The organism is Spirillospora sp. CA-294931, from assembly GCF_050946795.1.
GTDB lineage: Bacteria > Actinomycetota > Actinomycetes > Streptosporangiales > Streptosporangiaceae > Spirillospora.
The window spans coordinates 508685-525754 of sequence record NZ_CP192006.1; the positions used below are offsets into that span (position 1 = coordinate 508685).

The following is a 17070-nucleotide window of genomic DNA, read 5'->3' on the forward strand; positions in this document are numbered from 1 at the left end:
CTTGTCCGTTTGTGGCCACGGTCACCTGAACGTAGCATTGGAACACTTACCGTCATGGCAACCGTGAGACATCGTCGTCTGGCGCGCGAGCTTCGCCAGCTTCGTGAGCGTGTCGGCCTCAGGCCGGACGCCGTCGCGCAGGAGCTCGGCTGGGACCGCTCGAAGATCAGCCGCATCGAGACGGCGCGTACGAAACCCAAGATCGGCGATGTCGAGGGGCTGCTGGCCCTGTACGGATGCGCCGGGCCCAAGCGCGACGCGCTGGTGCAGCTCGCCAAGGACGCCCGCAGGCGCAACTGGTGGACGGCGTTCGGCGATGTCTTCGACGGCACGTTCGTGGGCCTGGAGGACGAGTGCGCCCAGATCCTGTCGTGGCAGCCGCAGATCGTGCCGGGGCTGCTCCAGACCGAGGAGTACGCCCGCGCCGTGATCTCCGCCGCGCGCACCGACGGTCCCGACGAGGTGCACAAGCGCGTCCAGGCGCGGATGGCGCGCCGTCCGCTGCTCAACCGCCCCAGCAACGCGCCCCGTTTCCACGCCGTTCTCGACGAGGCCGTCGTCCGGCGGGAGATCGGCGGCCCCGAGGTGATGCGCAACCAGCTCGTCGAACTCTGGTCCGCGGCCCAGCGCCCCAATATCGACCTCCAGATCCTTCCGTTCTCCGCCGGCGCCCAGGCGGGCCTGGACGGCCGATTCGTCATTCTTTGTTTCGAGAACGACGACGATCCCGACGTCGTCTACATCGAATCGGCGGCCGGAGATGTGTATCCGGAGTCCGCGGAGCAGGTCAATCGGCTTAGGTTGGAGTGGGAGCGCCTTAGAGGCGCTGCTCTTTCAGTGGAGGAATCGGCGGCCATGTTCGCCGAGCTGAGTAAGGAGTGATCTAGTGGCAGAGGATCTCTTGCAGGCCACCTGGGCGAAGTCCAGCCGCAGCGGCGGCGGCCAGGACTGCGTCGAGGTGGCCCGCAACCTCACCGGAGTCGTGGCCGTCCGGGACTCCAAGGACCCGGCGGGCCCGGCGCTGGTGTTCGGGTCGGAGGTCTGGCGCAGGTTCACCGACGAGGTGAAGGGCGGCCGCATCTGAGGGGTCTCCCGCGTTGAATATGAAGTCCCCCGGCGAGGTTCAGTCGCCGGGGGACTTCGATCTAGTGGCGCTTACATGGTACAACTCAACCGGTTACCTACATATCCCGCAAATAGTAAACATTGCCGTCCCTTTACGTGGCGTGACGGTTGTGTCCTGGCTCACTTGAACACACATGGCCGCGCGTTTTTCCGTCGTCCGGCCAGATTCGTCGAACGTTCTCCTGTGCGAGCATTCGAAGATGTGCAGACGGGCGGCGTAAGGGAGCCGCCGGTCGCCACCTCTGGCTCCTGGTGAGCCCACCCTCGGAGGTGCGCCATGGAAGCGATCGCCCTCGCTTGCGCCGCGCAGGTCATTTACATCATCTCCTTCGTCCTGTTCAAGACCGCGACCGCCCGGATCCAGCCGATGACCGGCCGCCACCCCTTCCAGGTCACCCGGCTGCTGGTGACGAACCCGCGTTGGGTCGCGGGCTGCGTGCTGCTGACCTCGGGCTTCGCGTTGTCGGGCATGGCGATGCTCGACCTGCCGCCCGCCACCGCCCTGCCCGCTTACGGGATCAGCCTCGGGCTGCTGCTGGTGGTGGCCCGCCGCGGCTTCGACGAGCGCCCGACGTCCCGCGAATGGCTGGCCGCGTTCATCACCATCGCGGCGATGATCGCGATCGCCCTGTCGATCGGCCCGGAACCCGAAGGGGCGGGCGCGAGCTACGTCGTCGGCGGCGAGCCGCTCTGGGAGATCGCGGTCGTGGTCGTCCCGTCGCTGCTCATCCCGCTGTACATGTTCAGCGTCCGCGACCGCCTGGACGAGGGCCGCCACGCGATCCCGCTCACCGGCATCGCCTACGGCGTCGGCGCGGGCGTCCTGCTGGGCACCGCGGAGGTGTTCGGCCTGGGCATGGCGCGGATGCTCGACGAGCACCGGTTCGACGTGCACCTGTCGCCCTATCCCTATGTGTTCCTGATCGCCGGGCCGCTCGGGCTCGGCCTGACCTCGATCGGGCTCCAGCGCTGCCGCCTCAGCGTCCTGGTCACGGTCGTCACCCTCACCGCCAAGGTGCATCTGCTGCTGTCGGCCTCCCTGCTTTACGGGGACCCGTGGCCACAGGACCCGGCGCTGTTCGGTCTCCGGGTGGCCGGTGTCGGGCTCGCCGTGGTGGCGCTGATGACGTTCCCGCGCCACGAACGCACGATGCGCGTCCCGCATTACCGGATGCGCACACCGATCATGAAATGAACCGATCGCGCACCGCGGCCGTCAGCCGCCGGTGCGCGGACGGTCAGCGCCTCCGGCCACCTTTGGGTCATGCGGGACAAGCCCGCGGAATACGACCCGGAGGCGGTAATGAAAAAGATTCTTATCTCGGGTGCCAGCATCGGCGGCCCCGCCCTGGCGTACTGGCTCGTGCGGTACGGCTTCGAGGTCACGGTCGTCGAGCTGGCGCCGGGGTTGCGGGGCGGCGGCCAGGCGATCGATGTGCGCGGACCCGCCCTGGACGTGGCCGACCGCATGGGTGTCCTTCCCGCCCTGCGCGCCAACGCCACCGGCATGCGCGGCATGACCATGGTCGACCTCGACGGCAACGAGGTGTTCAGCAGCACCGAGCGCACGATCACCGGCGGCGATCTGGACAGCCCCGACGTCGAGATCCTCCGCGACGACCTGGCGCGCGTCATCATCGAGGCGGCCGGGGACGGCGTCGAGTACCTCTTCGGCGACTCGATCGCCGCGCTCGACCAGGACGCGCGCGGCGTCCGCGTCACCTTCGCGTCCGGCGGCACCGGGGAGTTCGACCTGGTGGTCGGCGCCGACGGCCTGCACTCCAACACCCGCCGGCTGGCCTTCGGGCCCGAGGCCGACTTCCTCAAGAACCTCGGCACCTACCTGGCGGTCTTCACCACGCCCAACTTCCTGGAGCTGGACCGCTGGCAGGTGTTCTGCCAGGTCCCGGGCGGACGGTGGGGCGGCGGCGTCATGAGCGTGCGCGGCAACACCGAGGCCCGCGCCTACCTCGGCTTCCAGAGCGACGCGCCGGTGGTGTTCGACCACCGCGACCTGGACGAGCAGAAGCGCGTCCTCGCCCGCGCGTACGAGGGGGTCGGCTGGGAGTTCCCGCGGCTGCTGGAGCTCATGCACGACGCGCCCGACTTCCACTTCGACGCGATGGCCCAGATCCACATGGACACCTGGTCGAACGGCCGGGTCGCGCTGCTGGGCGACGCCGGGTACTGCGGCTCGCCGCTGTCGGGCCAGGGCACGAGCATGGCCATGGTCGGCGCGTACGTGCTGGCGGGCGAGCTGAAGGCCGCGGCGGGCGACCATGTCGCCGCCTTCGCGGCGTACGAGAGGGAACTGCGCGACTATGTCGCCGCCAACCAGCAGCTCGCGCTCGACAACAAGAAGCGCGTGGAGGCCGCCCACGCCGAGGACCTGGGCGATTCGGGGGCGGGCGAGGCTCTAGTGGACGAGGGTGTTCCCGACTTCGCCGAGGTGGTCGGGTCGTTCGACGTCCGGGACTACTGATCGTCGCCCCCCGGGATCAGAGGTCGAGGGTGATGGAGGTCGGGGTGATGACCAGGGGAGCATGCGCGAGGTCGGGGGCGGTGGCGATGGCCGGAGAGCTCTGGGTGGTGAGGGCCGGGCCGACGCCCAGGCAGTCCATTCCGGCCGCCCGGGCGGCTTGGGCTCCGGCCGGGGCGTCCTCGACGACGAGGCAGGCTTCCGGGGGCCGGCCCAGGAGGGCCGCGGCCTTGAGGTAACCGGAGGGGTCGGGTTTGCCGGTGGGGACGTCCTCGGCGGCCACCAGGAACTTGGGCAGGGGAAGCCCGGCGGCCTCGAGGCGGGCGGTGGCCACGGCCCTCGTGCCGGAGGTGACGATGGCCCAGGACGCGGGGGACAGGGCGTCCAGGGTCTCGGCGGCGCCGGGGAGCGCGCGCAGCCCGGCGACGTCGCTTTCCTCACGGGCGACGATGCGCGCGGTCTCGGCCTCGGCGTCCAGGTGGGGGGCGAGCAGGCGGATCAGGTCGATGTCGCGGCGGCCCGGGGCGAGCGCGACGGCGTGGTCGGCGTCCAGGCCGTGCTCGGCGGCCCATTCGCGCAGGATGCGTTCGATCAGGCCCAGCGAGTCGACCAGAACCCCGTCGAGGTCGAAGAGCAGTGCGCGGTAGGTCATGCAGTCACATTATTGTAGATGTCAATAGCGGTATATTGGTATCATGGACGTGGTCGAAGAGGTCGGGCGGACGCTGGCCGCCAATCTGCGGGCGGCGCGCGCGCAGCGGGGATGGCGCCTGGACGATCTGGCCGCCGCCAGCGGCGTGAGCCGGGGGATGATCCACCAGATCGAGTCGGCGCGCAGCCATCCGAGCGTGGCGACGCTGGCCAAGCTGTGCGCGGCCCTGGGGTTGCCGATCAGCGAGCTGGTCGCGATGCCGGACGAGGTCGGCTCGCCCGCCCCGAGGGCGGAGGCGAAGGTCACCCGGCACGGGCGCAGCGTGGCCGCGCTGCTGTTCGCGGACGGACGCCACGAGCTGTGGGAGCACACGCTTTGGCCGGGGCACCCGATCGAGGACGCCGTCGGGCATCCGCTGGGGACGCGCGAGCTCGTCCACGTCAGCGCGGGCACCCTCCAGGTGGACGTCGGCGGCGCGTCGTTCACCGTCGAGGCGCGTGACGGGCTCGCCCTGCGGGGAGACCGGCCGCACCGCTACAGCGGCCTTGGCGAGGAACCCGCCGTCTACACCGTGGTGGTGCTCTACCTGGGAGCGCGCGACCCTCGCTATTAGCGACCCCCGCTACTAGCGGGTGCCGTCGGCGGGACGGCGCGCCCAGAGCGACATCGCGCGCAGGACGACCTCTATCCCGAAGCGCGCCTCGGGGTCGTCCAGCCGCTTGCCGAAGGTCTGCTCGATCTTGCGCATCCGGTACCGGACGGTCTGCGGGTGCAGATGCAGCCGCTCGGCGATCTCGGTCGTGGTGCCCCGGGTCACCAGCCAGGTGCGCAGCGTCTCGGTCAGCCGGTCCTGCTGGCCGGGGGTCATGGTGTCCAGGATCGACAGCTGGCGGCGGGTGAGCTGCTCGACCAGAGCCGGATCCGACAGCAGCCACAGCGTGACCATGTTCTGCTCGCAGAGCGTCACCGCGTCCCCGGGCAGCACGCCCTCCCGCACCAGACCGAGCGCCTGGCGGGCCCAGCGCAGCGAGTCGGCGGCCTGCGCGGCGGCGACGGTCAGCCCGACCGCCACGCGGCGTCCCGGGACGGCCCGCTCCAGCATCTCGCGCCGGGCGGTGGTGAACGGGCCGGGGATCAGCAGGTGCGGCTCGGCCCCTTCGAGCTCGGCCAGGACGTCCTCGTCGAGCGCCGTCCAGACGCAGCGGCAGTCCGGCTCCATGGCGACCAGCGTGACCTCGGCGGGGATCGTCCACCCGGCGTCGTCGGCCAGCTCGCGCGTCTCCTGGCCGGACGCCGGGCCCTCCAGCAGCTTGCGCAGGACCTTGCGGTGCTTCTCGTCCAGCGGAGCGATCGGGTTGGCCTTGGCGCGCTGGTAGCCGTCCAGGGAGTGGGCGGCCAGCTCGTCCAGGTAGACGAACACCGCGTCGGCCAGGCGCGACATGAGCACCGAGGAGATGTCGTATTTCGGCGCCACCCGCATGATGCGCCGCCAGGCGACCTGGCCCCCGATGCGGTAGGCGGCCTGGAGGAGGTCCATGCTGCGGCCCTCGTGCGCCTCGTACTGGCCGAGCTTGCGCGCCGTGGTCGCGCAACCCTCCTGGACGGTCGGCGCCCCGGGGGCGATCTCGATGCGGTCGACGAACGAGGCCAGGTTCTGCTCGACGCTGAGCCGCAGGACCTGCCCGTACGGGCCGTCGATGGGCCGCGCGTATTCGGGGATGCCCCGGCGGATCTCGGTGACGATCTCTTCGGCCAGCCCGGGCAGCTCGGGCCGCATCAACCGGGCGAGCCGGGGCGGGAGCGGGGCGGCGGGTTCGAGGTCGTCTTCACGGTCGAGCGTTCGGGTCATCGGACACCTCCGTCACCGGCTCCGACGTTCCGGCCCTTGCCGTGCGGGCGGGGGCGCCCGTCGCGGCCTGCCGGGACGGAGAGCGGTAGCGCGAGATCACGGACGCGGCGGCGTGCGCCGAGCGGGGACCCCCGCGCGCCGTCCGTCCGTGATCGAGGACACCCCGACGGTACGCGGACGCGGACGCGCCCCTCTTTAGCGAAAACGAACGAACAGGGCCCGATTACGCTCAACCGTTGACAAAGAAACCGGCCCCCGTCACGCGTATGCGTGCGGGGGCCGGTCGGGGGGCTCAGAACTGGGCGATTCCGTCGGCGCGCGGGGGGAGCCAGCTGAGCCGGACGGGCGGAGCGGTCGCCGGACGGTGCAGGATGACGTCCTCGGCCGGGGGAGCGGGCGGCGCGGGTGCGGGCTCGGGTTCCGCGACGGGCACGGGAGCCGCCGCCGGAACCGGAAGCGCGGCCGGAGCCTTGGCCGAAGCCCGGCGGGGAGCCCTGGCCGGAGCCGGGCGCGGGGCCTTGGCCGGAGCGGGGCGCGGGGCCTTGACCAGGGACGGGGCCTTGTCCGCGGCCTGGGCGGCGAGGGCCGCGGCGCGGCGACGCCGCCTCACCAGGCGGAGCCTGAGCAGCAGGAGAAGCTGCCCGGAGAACAACGCCGCCAGGGCCCCGGCCTGGATCGGCACCAGGTTCTCCAGGTCGAGCGGCTTGTCCGAGGCGCTCTTGCCGCTGCGCAGCGCGGCGGTCGGGATGGGCTGGAAGGTGCCGGGCGCCACCTGGGGCGGTGAGATCGGCGGCAGCGCCACCTGGGGCGCCTGTGCCCCGGAGGTCGGCAGTTGCACGCTGCTGTTGGGCAGCGGGGCGTTCCCGTCCGGGCCCGGCGTGGTTCCCGGGGGCGGCGAGCCGGACGACGAGCCGCTGGCGATCGTGATCGAGACCGAGGCGGAGTCGTCGGCGGCCTTCGGGGCCGACGCCTTGGCCGTGAGAGTGGTCGTCCCCGGGGACGCGTCACTGGGAATCCTCACGGTCGCCGAGACGTACTCGCCCCCCGAGGTCACGGTGCCCAGCGAAGACGACGACGGGGTCACCGTCAGCTTCGAGGCCGACAGCCCCAGGCTCGCCGAGCGGACCGAGGCCGTCCCCGAGCGGACCGACGCCGTGACGGTGATCGACTCGCCCGGCCTGGCCGTCGTGCTGGACGCCGTCAGGCCGAGGTAGAGCGCGGCCTTCGGCGTGGGCCGGGGCACCGGCGTCGGCGTGGGGGTCGGCGTAGGCGTGGGCGTCGGGGTGGGAGTGGGGGTCGGCGTGGGCGTAGGAGTCGGTGTCGGGGTGGGAGTAGGCGTGGGGGTGGGCGTCGGTGTCGGGGTTGGGGTCGGCGTGGGGGTGGGAGACGGGCTCGGCGTCGGGTCGGCCGCTATCGCGGCGGACGCCGCACCTCCTCCGGCGAGGATCGCCGCCGCGCCGAGTCCCACCAGGAGCGGCTTTTTTGACGATCGGTATGCCACGAGCCCTACACCTCCACTGTCGTCGGTCGCCCCGTGCGGGCCCTCAGCCGCCCTGCTTGGCGGTGAGCAGATGCATGCAGGCCATGACGGCCTTCTGGGTCTTGGGGGTGCTCTCCTCGGCGGAGGGCGTCCAGGACTTCATGTCGTTCGGCACGTTGACGCCGTTCTTGCGCATGCACTTGGCGAAGGCCGTCACGACCTTCTTGGGCGCCACCGCCGGGTCCTTGGGACGCTGCGGCGCGTTCTGGGCCGCCTTCGGCTGCGCCGACGGCTGGGCCGTGGGAACCGGGAGTCCCGGAGACGAGGACGCCGCGCTGGGCGTCGGCGACGCCTTGTCGTCGTCCCCGCCGCAGGCGGTGAGCGAGAGGGCCAGGACGAGCGCCGGTGCCGCCAGCAAGGGGCGGCGGAGATGGTGGTTCACCTGAGTCCTTTCAAGGTGCGATCTTTCCGGTGAAGGAGAGGTAGAGCAGGTAGTAGAAGAGCGGCAGGCAGGCGCCGACCACCCACGCGAAACGGCGCCAGTCGACGGTGACCATCGCGGCGGCGATCGCGAGCGGGAAGACCTGGCCGAGGTAGCGCGGCGCCGACCACAGGTACTGGGAGGTGAGCGCCGTCCCCACTCCGGCCAGCGTCCAGACCGTGTAGGACGCGGGCAGGCGCCGGATCACGATCCAGGTCATGACCAGTGCGGCCACGATGACGATCAGCTGGAACTGCCAGTCGAACCCGATCGGCATCGTCTTGAACAGGTACGGCAGCGGGTTGTTGAGGACGCCGCCGCGCAGCTCGGGACGCTGCGCCACCTCGAACGGCAGCATCAGGTTCCCGTAGGTGTACTTCGTCCAGAGCAGGTAGGAGCCCAGGCCCAGCGCCGGGGAGGCCGCCGCGACCAGCGAGGCCGTCACCTTGCGGGGGCCCGCGCCCGAGCGCAGCGCCCGCCACGCCTCGACCAGACCGGGCAGCACGAACAGCACACCGGTCGGACGGGCCAGGCCGCTGAGGAAGCCGGGCACGATCGCGAGCGAGAAGCGGGACGTCCGCAGCGCGAGGAAGAACAGCACCCCGAGGAGACCGGCGGGCGCCTCGGTGTACCCGAGCGTGAGGACATAGGCGCCGGGGATGAGCTGCACCAGCCAGGCGGCGCGGCGGGCGATCGTCCGGTTCCCGGTCTCGCGCACCACCAGGGCGTACAGCGCCATCCCGAGCCCGAGGGCGCAGGCGCTGGTGACCACGGCCTGCACGACCGGCACCGGAAGGCCGGTCGCGTCCGCCAGGACCCGGTCGGTGAGCGGGAGCAGCGGGAAGAACCGGACGCCCTGCGTGCCGGTCGCGTCGTGCCCGTACTCGGCGATCTGCCGGTACCAGGCGCCGTCCCAGGCGAAGAACCACCCGTACTTGTCGATCCGCTCGCCGGTGGGGAGCGCCCAGTCGCGCGGGCCGACGGCCCACACGGCCAGGACCGTCACCACCCGGGTGAGTACCCATGCGGGCAGGGCGGCCCGGAACGCGTCGCCGAACGAGGCCGCACGGCCGGTCGCCGCGCGCGTCTCCCGTCCGGGCCGCGCTCGCGGCTCGGTGACCTTGTCGATCGCCAGGTCGGCCTCGGTCATACCTCTCACCTTCGGCGCACGGACGTGGACTGTCCGGTCGTCCATCTTTTGGCGAGAGGCCCCGGGCTAAATAGTCAGAATCTGCGCGTCGGGCGAAGCCGAGCTATCAACCGGGTCCGGAAGCGCTCGGAGCGCAACAGAAAAATTCTGAGGTCCCGAAAAATTTGAGGGCTGGAAACAAGTTTTTCCGGCGACGTGATCGGCGTCTCACTTCCACTCAGTCAACTGAGCAAGTCGGCTGTCTTCTTTGTCCCACATGCGATTTACCCCGACGTTTCCGACTCATTACGGTCCATGACACCAGAGCCGCAAGGTCAGGCGGACGCAGTCGCCGGAAGAGGAGCGCAGTTGGGCACCGCGGTGGCGGTCGAGGATCCCGGTTCCCGCGCGGAGGCCCCCCAGGCCCGCGCCGGGATCGGCGCGCTGCCCTGGGCCTGGATCGGACCGGTCCTGGTCGCGGTCATCGCCGGAGTCCTGGCCTTCCACCGCCTCGACGCGCCCAACGCGCTCGTGTGGGACGAGACCTACTACGCCAAGGACGGCTGGTCGCTCCTGCACTACGGCGTGGAGCACAACTGGAACGCCAACAGGGACGGCAACCCCGCGAACGCGCGCTTCCTCGCGGGCTCTCCCGAGACCGGCCTGGCCCCCGGGGGCGAGTGGGCCGCCCACCCGCCCGCGGGCAAGTGGTTCATCGCGCTGGGCATCGCGGTCTTCGGCTCCGACCCGTTCGGCTACCGCTCCGCGGCCGTGCTGGCCGGCGTCCTGTCGGTGCTGATCCTGGCCCGGGTGGGACGCAGGCTGACCGGCTCGACGGCGCTGGGCTGCGCGGCCGGCCTGCTGATGGCGCTGGACGGCACCTGGCTGGTCTCCAGCAGGACCGCCATGCTCGACATCTTCCTGCTGTTCTGGATCCTCGCCGGATTCGCGTGCCTGCTGGTAGACCGTGACAAAACCCGCGCACGCCTGACCACGCCGAAAGAGCCCGGCGCCACCGGGCCGCATCCCGGTGGGGGGACGACTCCCCACGCCCCCCGCCCGGACCCTTCCGCTCCGCTGCGCTCCGCTACAGGGGCCGGGCCGTTCCTGCGGCACGGCTGGCGGATCGGCGCGGCGGTCTGCTTCGGCCTGGCCTGCGGGACGAAGTGGTCGGGCGTCTACGCGCTGGGGTTCTTCTGGCTGCTGGCCCTGATCTGGGACCGCAACGCCCGCAAGGAGGCCGGGGTCGAGCGTCCCTGGCGCGCGATGCTGAAGCTGGACGCCCTGCCGTCGCTGCTCCAGGTCTGGGCGGTCGCCGCCACCGTCTACGTGCTGACCTGGTGGGGCTGGTTCATCTCGGGCACCGGCGCACAGAAGGCGATCTTCGGCCGGAGCGTGGACGGGTTCCAGCGCGACTGGGCCGCCAAGCACCCCAGCGACCTGTGGCCTGGCTTTCTGGACCCCGTCCGCTCGCTGTGGCACCACCACGCGATGACCCTGGACTTCCACGCCGGGCTGAGGGTTCCCAACCCGGCGCAGTCGTGGCCCTGGGAGTGGCCCTACCTGGGGAAACCCGCCGTCATGTACCGCGCGGAACCGCTGCGGGGCCAGGACGGCTGCGACGCGGCCCGCTGCTTCAGCCAGGTCGCCGCGATCGGGACCCCCACGCTCTGGTGGACGTCGATCGCCGCGCTGCTCGCCGTCACGGTCTTCGCCTTCGCCTTCCGCGACTGGCGCGCCTTCGCCGTGGTGGGCGGCTACCTGGCGATGTGGCTCCCCTGGTTCCCGGCCGCCTTCGACGACCGGACGATGTATTCGACCTATTCGCTGCTGATGCTGCCCTTCGCGGTACTGGCTCTGGTGCTGCTCTTCGAACGGTTGCTCGCCGTCCTGCCCGGCGAACGCGTCCCCGTGTTCATCGGGGGGCTCGCCTTTCTGGGAATCGTCGCGGTCAACCTGTTCTACCTCCATCCGCTTCTCACGGCCGAGCCCCTTTCCGAATCCGCACGCGAAGCACGCGTGTGGTTCTCCAGCTGGGACTGAACGCCGTGAGTTCCGCAGTTCGCAGTTCGACGAGAGGTGACCGAATATGAGGATCCGGGCCCGTGGGGCGCTCGGCAAGGGCACGGCGATCGGCCTCGGCGCGGTCGTGGCCGGAGCCCTGGCCGGGGGCGGATCATCGGCGAGCGCCGAGAACGCCGACGCCACCCTCGCCTACACCTGCAAGCTGCCTTCGGGCGCGGCGCAGAAGGTCGGCGTCCGGGTGAAGGGCGCCTTCCCCGAATCCGGGACGGTGGGCAAGCCGATCCAGCCCGGCCGGATCACCACGACGGTCACGCTCGGCAAGGGCGCGGTCGCCGAGCTCGAAGGGCTCGCGGGCGGGCCGGTCGTCGGCACCGCCAGCCTCGCGACGACCGCGACCCAGAACGGAAGGTCGACCCCGATCCCGTGGTCCGGACTCGCCACCCCGGCGACACCGGTGCCCGAAGGCGCCGACCTGGAGCTGGCCGCGTCCGGCGACGTCCCGTCGGTGGCGCCGGGCGCGGCGGGCGACCTCACCTTCGCCGCGGGCGACCTCGCGCTCTCCCTCGTCCAGCAGAAGACCACCAAGGACGCTGCGGCACCGGCGAAGGCCGAGCTCACCTGCTCGCCCGCCAAGGGCCAGGCGCTCACCCTGGCCACCGTCCCGGTCACCGGCGGCAACGGCACCGCGCCCCCGCCGGGCGCCGCCGCCCCCAAGCCCGGCCCGGCCGCCGCACCCGCCCAGGCGAAGACGCCCCCAGAGTGCGGCAAGTACCGTCCACCGGGCGAGTGGATCAATTATGGCTGCACCTACATGAGCGGCTTCTCCAACGTCAAGAAGCTCAACGGCGCGTCCATACTCAACGATCCGGAGTTCGAGAAGCCGGCGCTGACCAATATCGCCTACCGGTTCTCCGAGGACGGCATCAACCTGCACGTGCAGCTGAAGTTCGTCAGCCCGCTGCGGTCGAAGGCGAATTTCCTGACGTTCGGCTTCATGCCGACCAGATCGATGATGGAGCTGACCCAGATGCCCCTGGGACCGGGCAAAGACTACGGAACCTTCGTGGCCCTCGACGACGGGTCGGGAATTCAGAAGGTCACCGCGCACATGAAGATGTCGATCCGCCTCTTCGATGTCGCGGTCAACGGTTCTCCGCTGAATGTCGGGAAACGCTGCCAGAGCAAGGTCCCGGCCGACATCAAGCTGACCGGGGAGATGCCCAGCGTCCTTGAGGCCGGTCGCCTTGAAGGCGTCCTGGAAATTCCCGCCTTCAAGGGGTGCGGTGTGGGCGAGGACCTCGACCCGATCTTCAATCGCTCGGTGTCGGGGCCGGGGAACACCCTGCGGGTCAGCCTCGGCGCCTCGTGCATGCCCGATGACGACATCAACTGCCCGCCTGTTCTGCCCAAGCCCGAGCGCCAGCCGCCGCCCAAGCCATGAGCGGCTTGTCACAGAACTGACAAGTGCAGCCAGCGGGAGGCGCATTTATGTGCTTCAAGCGCAGATTCGTCCCATGGGACGCTGGCTGACCCGAACGTAAAGGGAGGAACGCCGTGAAACGTCCGATCGACGACTGGCGTCGCTGGATCGCCGAGAACCTGCTTCTCGGCAATCCTCCGGAAGTGATCCGCGCGGCGATGGTCGAGGACGAATTCAGCGAGGAGGACGCCGCCCGCGAGGTCGCGGGGGCGCTCGCCAGCCCCTACGTGCAGGGCGGATCGCGCATCGCCAACCGGCTGCGCAAGCGCGAGTGGACCCTGACCGTCTACCAGCGGCTCAGCCGGATGCGCGCGGGCGGCGACGTGATCGAGCGCCGCGAGCGGCCCTCGCGCGATGAGTTCTTCGAGCAGTACTACTTCCAGAACCGACCGGTGATCATCACCGGGATGCTCAAGTCCTGGCCCGCCCTGACCAAGTGGAACTTTGACTACCTGCGGGAACGCTGCGGCGACCGCGAGGTCGAGGTCCAGTTCGGGCGCGAGTCCGACGAGAACTACGAGATCAACGGGCCCAAGCACAAGCGGCTCATGAAGTTCGGCGACTACGTCGACATGGTCGAGAAGGCCGGCACCACCAATGACTTCTACATGACGGCCAACAACGCCTCCCGCAACCGCGAGGCCCTGGACGTCCTGTGGAACGACATCGAGACGGTCGGCGAGTACCTGGACCCGGGCTCGGCCGAGAAGGGCTTCTTCTGGCTCGGCCCCGGCGGTACCAAGACGCCCTACCACCATGACCTCACGAACAATTTCATGGCTCAGGTGATCGGGCGCAAGCACGTCAAGATGGTGCCGATGCACGACACCGCATATATGTACAACACTCTGCACTGTTATTCCGAGGTGGACGCGTCCGCGGTCGACTACGACCGTTTCCCGGCCATGCGGAAGGCCCAGGTACTGGAGTGCGAGCTCGCCCCCGGCGAACTGCTCTTCATTCCCATCGGATGGTGGCACTACGTCGAGGGCCTGGAGGCGACGGTGACCATGAGCTTCACCAACTTCCTGCGCTACAACGATTTCGCCGAGAACTACAACACCTACCAGCATCTCTGATCCGCCCGGCCGAGAATTTCATCGCGTCGCACAAATTACCGCCAGTGCCGACCCGGCCCGCCGTGCGGATGTCAAAACGTTCGGCAAAACAACTACAGAGCGCTTTCAATGGCTGTCTCAGCGTAGAAATTCACTCTTGGTCTGGGTGAGTGTCCGTGCCTGGGATTTTGTCATCCGGGCCTGAAGACACCTATGTTTCCCGCCGGTAGTTTACAGATCCGAAACGTACGAGATCTGGATCACAGCCCGATCAGCCGTGCTGACGGAAAGGATCCGCCCTCCCTGCTGATCTCCGCGTTTCGAAATGACGGCGCAAGCGTCATTCGAGGCCCTCGAAGACGTTGATGATGACCCTTTCCGGAGGTGAGTCCCAGTCTCGAGGGGTCGCGGATCCAGTAGTGCCTCCACCCGATGCACTAGGCCAGTCGTACACGAAAGGTAGAAAGTGGAAGCCAACAGCAAGCGTAAGAAGAGCACCGCGCGAGGTCTGGCGATTGCCGCCATCGGCGGGCTCGGAGTGTCGCTTCTCGGTGTCATGGGCGCCACTTCCGCCAGCGCGGACCCGGTGAAGAAGGACTACAAGTTCACCTGCACCTACCCGCTGATCGGCAAGCAGCCGACCCCGATCACCGTCGAGACCGACATCCCCAAGACGATCCCGGTCGGCCAGGAGACCCCGCCGATCCACGTCAAGGCGACGGCGCACCTGGGACCGAAGGTCACCAACGGCCTCATCTCGGTCAAGGCGACCAAGCTTGAGGGCACGGCCACCTCCGACCTCAACGTCAAGGTTCCCGAGGAGCCGAACGGCCTTCCCGCCGCGGTGGACGTGGTGTTCGCCCCGACGAACGTTCCGGCCAAGGACCAGCCCTTCGACGTCGTCACCGAGGGTGACGCCCCGCAGTTGACCTTCAGCCAGGAGGGCAAGGGCCAGATCTTCCTGACTGGTCTGACCCAGAAGATCGACCCGAAGAAGGCCGACGGCACCTCGGTGTGGCCGGGCGGCCGGGACGTCGCCTGCACCCTGGACGCGGGCCAGGACACGCCCCTGTGGGAGTTCGACATCACGGGCGACACTCCGACGCCTACCCCGACCCCCACCCCGACGCCGACGCCGACTCCCACGCCGACGCCGACGCCGACCCCCACGCCGACGCCGACCCCCACGCCGACGCCGACTCCCACGCCGACGCCGACGCCTACCCCGACGCCGACGCCTACCCCGACGCCGACTCCCACGCCGACGCCGACTCCCACGCCGACGCCGACCCCCACGCCTACCCCCACCCCCACCCCCACCCCCACCCCCACCCCCACGCCCACGCCTACTCCCACCCCGACCCCCACCCCTCCCGGCGGGACCGAGCACTTCGACTTCAACCTGAAGGGCGAGACCTTCGTGAAGTCGCCCAACGGGAAGGCTCCGCTGTCGGGGACCGTGGGCGCGGACCTGAACCTGGACACCGGTGACGTCGTCGCCGACCTGACCCTGAACAAGACCAAGGGCAGCTTCGCGATCCTCGGGTTCCTCCCGGTGACCGCGGACATCGGCTTCGCCTTCGACGGGAAGACCACCGGCAAGTACGCCGACGGCCAGCTGACCACCAACTCCAAGGTGATCACCAAGCTGTCCTCGTTCAACGTGTTCGGTGCGATCCCCATCGGTGGCGGCGACAAGTGCCAGACCGAGAAGCCGTCGGACATCACGCTGAAGTCCAAGGACGGGGAGTTCTTCGACCCGACCGCGGGCGGCAAGATCACGGGCACGTACGCGCTGTCCGCGATCAAGGACTGCGGTCCGCTCACCGGCATCCTCAGCATCTTCACCGCCGGTGAAGGCAACACGATCGACATGGACCTCACACCCAAGCCGTAAGGCACGGGTAGTGAGCCAGCGGTAGGAAGCGGCCCCCGCCGCACCGCAGGTGCGGCGGGGGCCCACCCACGTCACCGGCCCCCGCACAGACGATCAGCTGGTAGTTCCGAGAGGTAGCAGTGAGAATCGAGAACAGATCAGGAAGGACCAGGGGAGCCCTGGCCCTTGCCGCCATCACGGCCGCGTCCGGCCTAGCCGCCGTCGTCCAGGCGGGGTCCGCCTCGGCGGATCCGGTGTCGTTGTCGCTCAACTACCACTGCGTGTTCCCGCTGGTCGGTTCGCAGCCGGTCAAGGTGCGTATCGACACCGACGTGCCCAAGACCGTCGCCGTCGGCGAGACGATGCCCGGCTTCGAGGTCGCCTCGCTGTCCAACGTCGGCGCCGCGTCCACCAACGGCCTTCTCGCGGTCTACAGCGCGACCCTTGAGGGCAACGCGCTGGCGAACGCGACGCTCCTGGTGCCCGAGGAGCCCTCCGGACTCGGCGTCGAGGTCGACTCCGTCCTGGAGAAGACGACGCTGCCGCCCGGCGGCGGCGAGTTCACGGTGAAGGGGCAGGGCAAGTCGCCCGACCTGACCTTCACCAAGGCCGGACCGGCCAAGGTCACCGTCGGGGACCTGCTGCTGACCCTCACGCCGAGAGCGGAGGACGGCGGCGAGACGGGGCTGGGCACCTTCGAATCCGAATGCACCCAGGACCCGGACCAGAACAACGTCCTGGCCACGTTCGAGATCACGGACACCCCCACCCCGACTCCCACGCCTACCCCCACACCGACGCCGACCCCCACGCCTACCCCCACGCCGACGCCGACGCCGACCCCCACGCCTACCCCGACGCCAACTCCCACCCCCACGCCTACCCCGACTCCCACGCCGACTCCGGCCGGGACCGAGCACTTCGACTTCAACCTGAAGGGCGAGACCTTCGTGAAGTCGCCCAACGGGAAGGCTCCGCTGTCGGGGACCGTGGGCGCGGACCTGAACCTGGACACCGGTGACGTCGTCGCCGACCTGACCCTGAACAAGACCAAGGGCAACTTCCAGATCCTCGGGTTCCTCCCGGTGACCGCGGACATCGGCTTCGCCAACGAGGGCAGGACGACCGGCCTCTACAAGGACGGCCAGCTGACCACCAACTCCAAGGTGATCACCAAGCTGTCCTCGTTCAACGTGTTCGGCGCGATCCCCATCGGTGGCGGCGACAAGTGCCAGACCGAGAAGCCGTCGGACATCACGCTGAAGTCCAAGGACGGGGAGTTCTTCGACCCGACCGCGGGCGGCAGGATCACCGGCGAGTACGAGCTCTCCGCGATCAAGGACTGCGGTCCGCTGACCGGGATTCTCAGCGTGTTCACCGCGGGCAAGGGCAACACGATCGATCTCACGCTCACCCCGAAGACCAAGAGCTAGGAG

General features: G+C 69.7%; 16 protein-coding genes. 11 read left to right on the top strand and 5 right to left on the bottom strand.

What is annotated here, in order from left to right; genetic code table 11:
- Nucleotides 1-54: 54 nt before the first annotated feature.
- The 4 genes from ACQPY4_RS02395 (at nt 55) to ACQPY4_RS02410 (ending at nt 3607) form a co-directional block, all read left to right on the top strand.
- Entirely contained in the window at nt 55-882 is an 828-nt protein-coding gene (locus ACQPY4_RS02395) for a helix-turn-helix domain-containing protein (protein WP_433331903.1), read from the top strand.
- Nucleotides 883-886: 4 nt separating this feature from the next.
- On the top strand, nt 887-1084 hold the full coding sequence (locus tag ACQPY4_RS02400; RefSeq protein ID WP_433331905.1) for a DUF397 domain-containing protein: 198 nt from the start codon (nt 887-889) through the stop codon (nt 1082-1084).
- 318 nt (nt 1085-1402) lie between these two features.
- On the top strand, nt 1403-2320 hold the full coding sequence (locus ACQPY4_RS02405) for a hypothetical protein (RefSeq protein ID WP_433331907.1): 918 nt from the start codon (nt 1403-1405) through the stop codon (nt 2318-2320).
- A 108-nt stretch (nt 2321-2428) separates the two neighbouring features.
- A complete protein-coding gene (locus ACQPY4_RS02410; protein ID WP_433331909.1) occupies nt 2429-3607 on the top strand; it encodes an FAD-dependent monooxygenase in 1179 nt (392 codons plus the stop codon).
- A 16-nt stretch (nt 3608-3623) separates the two neighbouring features.
- On the opposite strand, the gene ACQPY4_RS02415 is transcribed toward ACQPY4_RS02410, so the two are convergent.
- Nucleotides 3624-4256 carry an HAD-IA family hydrolase gene (locus ACQPY4_RS02415; protein ID WP_433331911.1) on the bottom strand — a complete coding sequence of 211 codons (633 nt, stop codon included), beginning with the start codon at nt 4254-4256 and terminating at the stop codon, nt 3624-3626.
- A 43-nt stretch (nt 4257-4299) separates the two neighbouring features.
- On the opposite strand from ACQPY4_RS02415, the gene ACQPY4_RS02420 reads away from it, so the two are divergent.
- The gene (locus ACQPY4_RS02420) at nt 4300-4869 is read left to right on the top strand and encodes a helix-turn-helix domain-containing protein (protein ID WP_433331913.1); all 570 of its coding nucleotides are present in this window, start codon (nt 4300-4302) and stop codon (nt 4867-4869) included.
- A gap of 12 nt (nt 4870-4881) precedes the next feature.
- Here the strand turns inward: ACQPY4_RS02420 and ACQPY4_RS02425 are convergent, their stop codons facing one another.
- Together ACQPY4_RS02425 and ACQPY4_RS02430 are read right to left on the bottom strand one after the other, a co-directional pair.
- A complete protein-coding gene (locus ACQPY4_RS02425; RefSeq protein ID WP_433331915.1) occupies nt 4882-6105 on the bottom strand; it encodes a helix-turn-helix domain-containing protein in 1224 nt (407 codons plus the stop codon).
- Nucleotides 6106-6397: 292 nt separating this feature from the next.
- Nucleotides 6398-6877 carry a hypothetical protein gene (locus ACQPY4_RS02430; RefSeq protein WP_433331917.1) on the bottom strand — a complete coding sequence of 160 codons (480 nt, stop codon included), beginning with the start codon at nt 6875-6877 and terminating at the stop codon, nt 6398-6400.
- Here ACQPY4_RS02430 and ACQPY4_RS02435 point away from each other — a divergent pair.
- Complete coding sequence (locus tag ACQPY4_RS02435; protein ID WP_433331919.1) at nt 6852-7319, top strand: hypothetical protein; 468 nt, start codon at nt 6852-6854, stop codon at nt 7317-7319. The genes ACQPY4_RS02430 and ACQPY4_RS02435 overlap by 26 nt on opposite strands.
- A 330-nt stretch (nt 7320-7649) precedes the next feature.
- Here ACQPY4_RS02435 and ACQPY4_RS02440 read toward each other — a convergent pair whose 3' ends face one another.
- Together ACQPY4_RS02440 and ACQPY4_RS02445 are read right to left on the bottom strand one after the other, a co-directional pair.
- Complete coding sequence (locus tag ACQPY4_RS02440) at nt 7650-8027, bottom strand: hypothetical protein (RefSeq protein WP_433331921.1); 378 nt, start codon at nt 8025-8027, stop codon at nt 7650-7652.
- Between the two features lie 10 nt (nt 8028-8037).
- A complete protein-coding gene (locus tag ACQPY4_RS02445; RefSeq protein WP_433331923.1) occupies nt 8038-9216 on the bottom strand; it encodes a hypothetical protein in 1179 nt (392 codons plus the stop codon).
- 348 nt (nt 9217-9564) lie between these two features.
- Between ACQPY4_RS02445 and ACQPY4_RS02450 the strand changes: the two genes are divergently transcribed.
- The 5 genes from ACQPY4_RS02450 (at nt 9565) to ACQPY4_RS02470 (ending at nt 17067) form a co-directional block, all read left to right on the top strand.
- Entirely contained in the window at nt 9565-11238 is a 1674-nt protein-coding gene (locus tag ACQPY4_RS02450; protein WP_433331925.1) for a dolichyl-phosphate-mannose--protein mannosyltransferase, read from the top strand.
- A gap of 46 nt (nt 11239-11284) precedes the next feature.
- Entirely contained in the window at nt 11285-12661 is a 1377-nt protein-coding gene (locus tag ACQPY4_RS02455; protein WP_433331927.1) for a DUF6801 domain-containing protein, read from the top strand.
- 113 nt (nt 12662-12774) lie between these two features.
- Complete coding sequence (locus ACQPY4_RS02460; protein ID WP_433331929.1) at nt 12775-13779, top strand: cupin-like domain-containing protein; 1005 nt, start codon at nt 12775-12777, stop codon at nt 13777-13779.
- A gap of 535 nt (nt 13780-14314) precedes the next feature.
- Complete coding sequence (locus ACQPY4_RS02465; protein ID WP_433331931.1) at nt 14315-15655, top strand: DUF6801 domain-containing protein; 1341 nt, start codon at nt 14315-14317, stop codon at nt 15653-15655.
- 119 nt (nt 15656-15774) lie between these two features.
- Nucleotides 15775-17067, top strand: coding sequence for a DUF6801 domain-containing protein (locus ACQPY4_RS02470; RefSeq protein ID WP_433331933.1), 1293 nt, complete (start codon nt 15775-15777; stop codon nt 17065-17067).
- Nucleotides 17068-17070 lie beyond the last annotated feature (3 nt).

Coding starts and splice junctions, on each gene's coding strand:
- ACQPY4_RS02395 (WP_433331903.1), top strand. CDS start 55: ATGGCAACCGTGAGACATCGTCGTCTGGCGCGCGAGCTTCGCCAGCTT.
- ACQPY4_RS02405 (WP_433331907.1), top strand. CDS start 1,403: ATGGAAGCGATCGCCCTCGCTTGCGCCGCGCAGGTCATTTACATCATC.
- ACQPY4_RS02410 (WP_433331909.1), top strand. CDS start 2,429: ATGAAAAAGATTCTTATCTCGGGTGCCAGCATCGGCGGCCCCGCCCTG.
- ACQPY4_RS02415 (WP_433331911.1), bottom strand. CDS start 4,256: ATGACCTACCGCGCACTGCTCTTCGACCTCGACGGGGTTCTGGTCGAC.
- ACQPY4_RS02420 (WP_433331913.1), top strand. CDS start 4,300: ATGGACGTGGTCGAAGAGGTCGGGCGGACGCTGGCCGCCAATCTGCGG.
- ACQPY4_RS02425 (WP_433331915.1), bottom strand. CDS start 6,105: ATGACCCGAACGCTCGACCGTGAAGACGACCTCGAACCCGCCGCCCCG.
- ACQPY4_RS02435 (WP_433331919.1), top strand. CDS start 6,852: ATGGGCTGGAAGGTGCCGGGCGCCACCTGGGGCGGTGAGATCGGCGGC.
- ACQPY4_RS02445 (WP_433331923.1), bottom strand. CDS start 9,216: ATGACCGAGGCCGACCTGGCGATCGACAAGGTCACCGAGCCGCGAGCG.
- ACQPY4_RS02455 (WP_433331927.1), top strand. CDS start 11,285: ATGAGGATCCGGGCCCGTGGGGCGCTCGGCAAGGGCACGGCGATCGGC.
- ACQPY4_RS02465 (WP_433331931.1), top strand. CDS start 14,315: ATGGGCGCCACTTCCGCCAGCGCGGACCCGGTGAAGAAGGACTACAAG.